The organism is Dolichospermum sp. UHCC 0352 (assembly GCF_009711925.1).
In the GTDB taxonomy this organism is placed as follows: Bacteria; Cyanobacteriota; Cyanobacteriia; order Cyanobacteriales; family Nostocaceae; genus Dolichospermum; species Dolichospermum lemmermannii.
Window position 1 is genome coordinate 1 of the sequence record NZ_VIKY01000315.1, and the last position, 7,270, is coordinate 7,270.

The 7,270-nt window shown below is 38.6% G+C and carries 7 protein-coding genes; 3 read left to right on the top strand and 4 right to left on the bottom strand.

Features of this window, described 5'->3' with window-relative positions; all coding sequences use genetic code 11:
• Positions 1–501: 501 nt before the first annotated feature.
• Positions 502–1,596: a phosphotransacetylase family protein gene (locus FJR06_RS22720; RefSeq protein WP_015079792.1), complete on the top strand. Its 1,095-nt coding sequence runs from the start codon at positions 502–504 to the stop codon at positions 1,594–1,596.
• Between the two features lie 51 nt (positions 1,597–1,647).
• Here FJR06_RS22720 and FJR06_RS25040 read toward each other — a convergent pair whose 3' ends face one another.
• On the bottom strand, positions 1,648–2,571 hold the full coding sequence (locus FJR06_RS25040) for a Ycf66 family protein (protein ID WP_015079791.1): 924 nt from the start codon (positions 2,569–2,571) through the stop codon (positions 1,648–1,650).
• Positions 2,572–2,587: 16 nt separating this feature from the next.
• Positions 2,588–2,776, bottom strand: a complete 189-nt coding sequence (locus FJR06_RS22730) for a hypothetical protein (RefSeq protein ID WP_015079790.1) — start codon at positions 2,774–2,776, stop codon at positions 2,588–2,590.
• Positions 2,777–3,004: 228 nt separating this feature from the next.
• Here FJR06_RS22730 and gndA point away from each other — a divergent pair, with 228 nt between their 5' ends.
• Positions 3,005–4,435 carry an NADP-dependent phosphogluconate dehydrogenase gene (gene gndA / locus FJR06_RS22735; RefSeq protein WP_015079789.1) on the top strand — a complete coding sequence of 477 codons (1,431 nt, stop codon included), beginning with the start codon at positions 3,005–3,007 and terminating at the stop codon, positions 4,433–4,435.
• 397 nt (positions 4,436–4,832) lie between these two features.
• The gene (locus FJR06_RS22740) at positions 4,833–5,609 is read left to right on the top strand and encodes a hypothetical protein (RefSeq protein WP_168652319.1); all 777 of its coding nucleotides are present in this window, start codon (positions 4,833–4,835) and stop codon (positions 5,607–5,609) included.
• A 513-nt stretch (positions 5,610–6,122) separates the two neighbouring features.
• Here the strand turns inward: FJR06_RS22740 and FJR06_RS22745 are convergent.
• Together FJR06_RS22745 and FJR06_RS22750 are read right to left on the bottom strand one after the other, a co-directional pair.
• Entirely contained in the window at positions 6,123–6,716 is a 594-nt protein-coding gene (locus tag FJR06_RS22745) for a Uma2 family endonuclease (protein WP_015079787.1), read from the bottom strand.
• A 274-nt stretch (positions 6,717–6,990) separates the two neighbouring features.
• Positions 6,991–7,270 (bottom strand): PIN domain-containing protein (locus FJR06_RS22750; protein WP_168652320.1); only part of this gene is annotated, 280 nt, incomplete at its 5' end.

The following is a 7,270-nucleotide window of genomic DNA, read 5'->3' on the forward strand; positions in this document are numbered from 1 at the left end:
ATGAAATACTCGCTGAATAACTATGTATTTAGAAAACTCTGTCTAATATTTCCTGAATCAGAACATTAGTATCTAGAACTAGCTTCATGAAATTATCTCAAAAATTTCCTCATCGGTATAACCTGTTTGATTCTTTGCCATCAAATAAGAACGCAAGGCGCGGAATTTGTGGGTAAAGATATAATTATTTATTGTACAGTATCTATCAAGCCTCGGATTACTGATTACGAAGCAAATCCAGATCATGTAATGACATCAGAAGAAATCAAAGCTTCAATATAATCGCTTTTATATGCCAAGAAACATAAATTATTTATTTAAACAGATATTTTTATCTTGATCAAAATCGCTACAATAGCTACCACAGCTAGATTTATTCCCAGTTAATTTTGAAAATTTAGGCAATTAGGATAGCTATTGCTATTTACCTTCCGCCTATTGCACTAAAATTAGTAGACACCTAGCTGAGTTGTACAAACTTTTGAAATTAGGAGTGCATACGTGCCAACACTTGCTAAATACTTGCTGGTTGGATCAGTTGAAGCTTACAGTGGCAAATCTGCAACAGTTTTAGGTTTGTCTCATCAGCTAAAACAAAAAGGTTTGGACATTGCTTATGGCAAACCTTTGGGTAATTTTGTCAAGACATCTGCGGGAACAGTAGTTGAAGAAGATGTCCAGTTCATTACTCATAACCTTAACCTGCCAGACAACCGCATTGCTCCCACCTTATTATCTTTGGATGAAATTACCGTCCAGAAACGCTTACAGGGAGAAGATACAACCAACTATCAAGAGTTACTAGTACAAAAGTATTCACAAATACCAAAGAGTAATTTGGTAATCTTAGAAGGGCCTGCTAACTTATCAGAAGGAAATTTATTTGGATTATCCTTACTGGAATTAGCAGAAAAATTAGATGCTCCTGTACTGTTAATTAGCCGTTATCAATCACTAACTTCTGTTGAGGCGTTATTATTTGCTAAACAGCAATTAGGCAAACGGTTAATGGGTGTGGTAATTAATGAAGTACCTCACGAAAAATTAGAGTTAGTTCACACACTCTTACGCCCATTCCTAGAAAAACAGGGAATTTCCGTCCTCGCAACATTGCCCAAAAGCGATGTCCTCCGCAGTGTGAGTGTAGGAGAATTAGTCAAGCAGTTAAACGCGGAAGTTCTTTGTCGGAGCGATCGCCTAGATTTATTAGTTGAAAGTCTGGCAATTGGGGCAATGAACGTCAACTCCGCCGTCAAATACTTCCGCAAACGTCAGAACATGGCAGTAGTGACAGGAGGCGATCGCGTTGAAATTCAACAAGCAGCCTTAGAAACATCTACTCAATGCCTCATCCTGACTGGACAACTACCACCCCCTGCCTTTATCCTCAACCGCGCTGAAGAGTTAGAAATCCCGATTTTATCCGTGGATTTAGACACTCTCACCACAGTAGAAATCATCGATCGCACCTTTGGTCAAGTTCGTGTTCATGAACCAATTAAAATAGAGTGCATTCGCTCTCTTATGTCTGAGCATTTTGATATTGACCGTTTATTATCCCAATTGGGACTTAATCCAGCGGCAGCAGTATCATAAACTACCCAGATTCCTTTGATTTATTAGAATCAGCAGCGTAAATCCTCTTAATTACTCCTCGATTGGTTTATTTAGTGGGATTTGTTCTGGCAATGCTTCCCCAACTGGTTTAACTTCCTCAATGGTCATATCAGACTTTTCGGCTGCTTCTGCGGCTAATAACTCTGATGTCACTGGATTTGGGGAACTTATTTCTGGTGCATCTGCCGTTTCGCTAGTTTCTTCTATGGCAATAACCACCTCAGTTTGAATGATCTCGACTACAGTTTCGGTTTCTCCTGTGATAAATGACTCGGAAATCACCACCTCAGTTTGAGTGATCTCTACCACAGTTTCCGGTGCTGTTGGCGGAATTACCTGTTCTTCCTCCATAAAAGTGGGTGGAGTTGGTGCTACTTCTACCACTTCCAAAATAGGAGATTGAGAAAAAGTATCCGCTGATAAACTTTCAGTTGTAATTGCTGGGGTAGCAGTTACCGACTGATCTGGTAATACTGACGGTGGCGTTGCTTCAGTTGGAGTTGTTTGTAAAATCTCTTCAGCAGTTTTGATCACAGGCTTTTTGTTCACAGTCTGCTGTATCTTCGCTTTAGCACCACCAAATACACCAGCAACGAAGCTTGATAACTGTCCAAATTTCTCTTTCACAGAAAACTTTGACATTTGCGATTGGAAACTAATCTTAATTAGCTCAGGACTGGGGAGAGGAGTTTGTTGTCCTGCGGGAGCAAGTTGTCGCCGTAATGAGAGAGTTTGCCAGCCAAACCATACCAACAGTGCCACACTAGCTACATGACCTAGTAACAGCCCCCCAGTAATTCGAGATGCAAAAATCCATAACACTAAAGCGTAGAATAGCCCAACACCACTCCAGATAAAATCATTCTTGCGATGGATTTCTGGAAAAAAGAAGGCTGATAGATAAATGGCGAGACTGCCAAAACCGATTACCAACGCTAGAAGATAAGCCAGCATTTTTTAATCCTCCTTACTATTTAATTCGAGAAAGGGAACAGGGGGTAGGGGAGTAGGGGGAGTAGGGGAAGTAGGGGAGTAGGGGAAGTAGGGGAAGTAGGGGAGTAGGGGGAGTAGGGGAGAAATTTCTTCCTTCTTCCTTCTTCCTTCTTCCTTCTTCCTTCTTCCTTCTGAACTCCTGATAGCGAAGCGTGGCGTTAGCCATACTCCTGAACTCCTGCTATATGTATTTTAATTTTGCAAAATTTGGGACTAAATTGTGGACTTCAATACAAATTAAAATTAATTCATTGATGTGAGTGATGATTTCTTAAATTTTAGAAAAACTCTTAATATCTTCTTTAGGAGTGAAGCGAAAATCTCGGACTACCCTTAAAGAGAAAGGATCTGCAAGAGAAAGAGCCAAACCCAAACAAAAGATTTAAACTGAACTATGACACTACAAAGCTTTGGTGTGATTGGATTAGCAGTTATGGGCGAAAATATCGCACTTAACGTAGAAAGAAATGGCTTCCCAATTGCAGTTTACAACCGCTCTCGTGAAAAAACCGATGCCTTCATGGCGCACCGCGCCCCAGGACGGAACGTTAGAGCCGCTTTTAGCCTCGAACAATTTGTCGCCTCATTGGAACGTCCCCGCAAAATTTTGGTGATGGTACAAGCTGGTAAGCCTGTTGATGCGGTAATTCAACAGCTTAAACCTTTGCTACAAGAAGGTGATATCATTATTGACGGTGGTAACTCTTGGTTTGAAGATACCGAAAGACGCACTCAAGAATTAGAACCCATCGGTTTACGCTATATCGGTATGGGTGTGAGTGGTGGTGAAGAAGGAGCTTTAAATGGACCTTCTCTCATGCCCGGTGGCACAAGAAGCTCCTACGAGTACCTATCCCCCATTTTCAACAAAATCGCGGCTCAAGTTGATGATGGTCCCTGTGTAACCTACATTGGTCCTGGTGGTTCTGGACACTATGTAAAAATGGTTCACAACGGTATTGAGTACGGCGATATGCAGTTAATTGCAGAAGCCTACGATCTGCTGAAAAATGTGGCTGGTTTAAGTCCAGCACAACTCCATGAAGTCTTTGCTCAATGGAATACAACTGACGAACTCAATTCATTTTTGATTGAGATTACCGCGAATATTTTCCCCTACGTAGATCCTGATACCAAGATTCCCCTCGTTGATTTGATTGTTGACGCAGCCGGTCAAAAGGGAACTGGTCGTTGGACTGTACAAACTGCTTTAGAATTGGGTGTAGCTATTCCGACAATTACAGCAGCGGTAAATGCTCGAATTCTCTCTTCAATTCGAGATGAACGGATTGCTGCTTCTAAGGTCATCACCGGACCAAATGCTAAGTATGGTGGTGATATTGCCGCTTTTGTGAACATGGTGCGTGATGCTCTTTATTGTTCCAAAATCTGTTCTTATGCTCAAGGTATGGCGCTGTTATCTACAGCTTCTAAAACCTACAATTGGGAATTAAATCTGGGCGAAATGGCGCGGATTTGGAAAGGTGGTTGTATTATTCGCGCTGGTTTCTTGAATAAGATTAAGAAAGCATTTGACGAAAATCCCGCTTTACCTAACTTGTTGTTAGCGCCTGAATTTAAGCAAACAATTCTGGATAGACAAGCTGCTTGGCGTGAAGTAATTGTCACTGCTGCTAAATTGGGTATTCCTGTTCCAGCTTTCAGTGCTTCTTTAGATTACTTCGATAGTTACCGCCGCGATCGCTTGCCACAAAACTTAACTCAAGCACAACGGGACTACTTCGGCGCTCACACCTACAAACGAACTGACAAAGAAGGATCTTTCCACACTGAGTGGGTTCCTATTGCTGAAGCTCAGAAGTAAAACACTTCTAGTTAAACTTTCAAGTTAATTCTTGCCATTTATTTCGGCAAAATTGCCTATAGGGGCGGGGAAACCCCGCCCTTAATTGTGAGATTAAGAATCAAGATTTAAGGTGGATAGTCCAAAAAATTGGCGTTGGTGAATGAAGGTATGATTTTTATCACGCAGAGGCGCAGAGTCACGGAGAGTAAGAGTTTGAGAAATAGAATGTTTGATTTTCATACCTCAATATGGCTATCGCCACGCAGGCTATCAGCAACGTCAAAAATTCTACATAACACCTGGATATAAACGATATCTGAATTTAAAATTTTTATTGTTATTCTCTGGATGTTATATTATAGTATCTTCAAAATGTTTGTGATTGCTTCACCATCGGTAAGGTTGCTTTTAACTCATGATGAAAGAGTTCTTAGAAAGATATGAAAAAGCAATGAATCTTGATAATCAAGAGTACAATAGCTATTTCATCGAGTGCAAGGATCGGGCAGATTTTTTATTATTTGATAGTCAAATTGTTTGTGAAATAAAAGAATTTTCGAGTATCGAAATTAAGGAGAAAGTAGAAAAACTGGCTCTTAAAGTTCCCATCTCTGATCAAAACTTTAAGCGTGACTTTTATAACAGTATTAATAAAGTATTGAGAGATGCAAATAATCAGATAAAGGACAGTAAAGAAGTTCTCAATTATCCTGATGCTCTGGGACTAGTTATTCTAGAAAATCTGATACAGAGCGACTTATCTGTTTTGTCTCTAATAGATGCGTCCAACAGAAAAATGCTAGGTGGTTTGGAACACATTGACGGTGTGCTGTGTTTAGATATAGTCAACAACTTCTCAGATTCTGATGATAAACCTGTTAGACTATCGCAACTTGTTATACGAGATACGGAGAAATCTATCAAACTAAGCGAGTTGTTACAAAAGCTAATGAATGACTTTTGTGATCATTCAGATATACCATTCAAAGATGGATTCGTTATTAAGGAAGGAGAACAGATTTGGCAAACAAATCAAAACGGTAAGTACCTCGCTTATAAAGCTAAGTGTGATTTGATAACTCCCACTAGTGAAATTAAACTTAACTGGAAGAAACAACTAGCAAACTTTCTGGATAAGTGGTGGTGGGTTATTCCTTTCCCAGTTATTTTATATGACTGGTTTATACGTTAATGCGATCGCCGATCTTGTAAAATGCGTAAATGAAATGTAACGCACCTTATTTTTGTTATACCACTTATCGCTATTTGGCATGAGTTGAAAAAGCGATCGCATATTTATTTACAGCTTATACTGAGAGAGCTTTTTTACAACTTGTCCGACTTTTCAAACACCCTCTAAGAGTCAATGATAACTTTAAATATTATACGAACACGTAAATGCTGAACCTTTTTGAAACAAATAAAGTATTTTGATATGAGATACTAGTGTGTTAATTTTGACAAATAAGCCAGGGATTTCCTTCATGCAGAAAGTGTGATAGAAAAAAGAATACCCGAAATCCGATAAAAAGGTTTTAGGGAAACAAAACAATGTCATGGTTCTATTGTCTTCTCTTCTTTACATGATAGTTGGTAATGGTTGGGTGAGATAATGTGAACAGATACAGGGTTTTTGGGCTGCAATTTAGCATTATTAATGGTGGGTATTGTTGGGTTTCCTTGTGTCAACCCAAACTACAAATTACTACTTTTTAATACCTTTAATAAATGCTGTTCTTGCATCAATAATGTGAGGCATCAAAACACAACTTATCAATAAATCTATATCTAAATCTGGCAATAATTCACTTTGATTAATTTGCTCATAATTATCATTTTTAAGATGATATAAATACAATTGATTATTTTCCCAAAACCAGACTTCGGTAATATTAAACCTTTTATATTTTTCTAGTTTGTCAATACTGCCACTGGTAATATTAATTTCAATTGCTAAATCTGGATTTTCTTTTCTTTCTCCGATGTAATAAGATTCATCAGGTTCAAAGGAAGCATTCTTTTCTTTTGCGCGACGAGTAGCACTACCTACTGGAATAAAGTTTATCCCTTTTTCAAAAAGATATGCTTCTATCAAAATAGCGATAATTTTTTTGATATTTTCGTGTTCTTCACCAAGTGTCATAAATTCGATGTACCCATCAAGATAAGTTATCCGCAAATTTCCTGCGTCTGCGGTTAAGGTTTTTATTATTTCAAATTCCTTCCAGGTGTAATAACCAGGTAGAAGAAATCGCTGTTCGGAAATTGTGGTAGTTTTGTCTAGGATTTGGAGAGTCATAGTAATTTTATGGTTATGACTTTAATCTTGATTATAACTCATGGTCGGGTGATAATTCTCAGGTGAGGTGAATCTTTCCAGGTGTATCTGTCATGCGGCGAACTGCTTGCAGCAGCGCTAGTTCCCTCCGGGACGCACTCGCGTTCGCTATCGCTCTACTAATCCCTAGTAATGGTTGAGTGAGATCATGTAAACAGATATAGGCTTTTCGGGTTGTAATAAGTGCGTTATTAATGATGGGTTATATTACTGTTAACTCATCTTCAAGAACTTTTTAAGGTGAAATCCAGTTGTCTAATTTTAGCTCGGAAATTCGGCTATAATGACGAGTGTTGTTAGTGACTAAAATATAGTTTCTAGTTATTGCCACACTAGCAATTAATAAATCAAAATCTGCTACTGGTTGTCCTATTTTTCTAAGTTCTGCTTTTAATTCTCCAAATTTTTTGACAGCATTATTATCTAAATGTATAACTTCAATATCTTGGATAAATTTTTCTGCACGAGTTAAATTTTCTGCTACTTTTTGAGAATTGTAAGCACCAAAATACAAT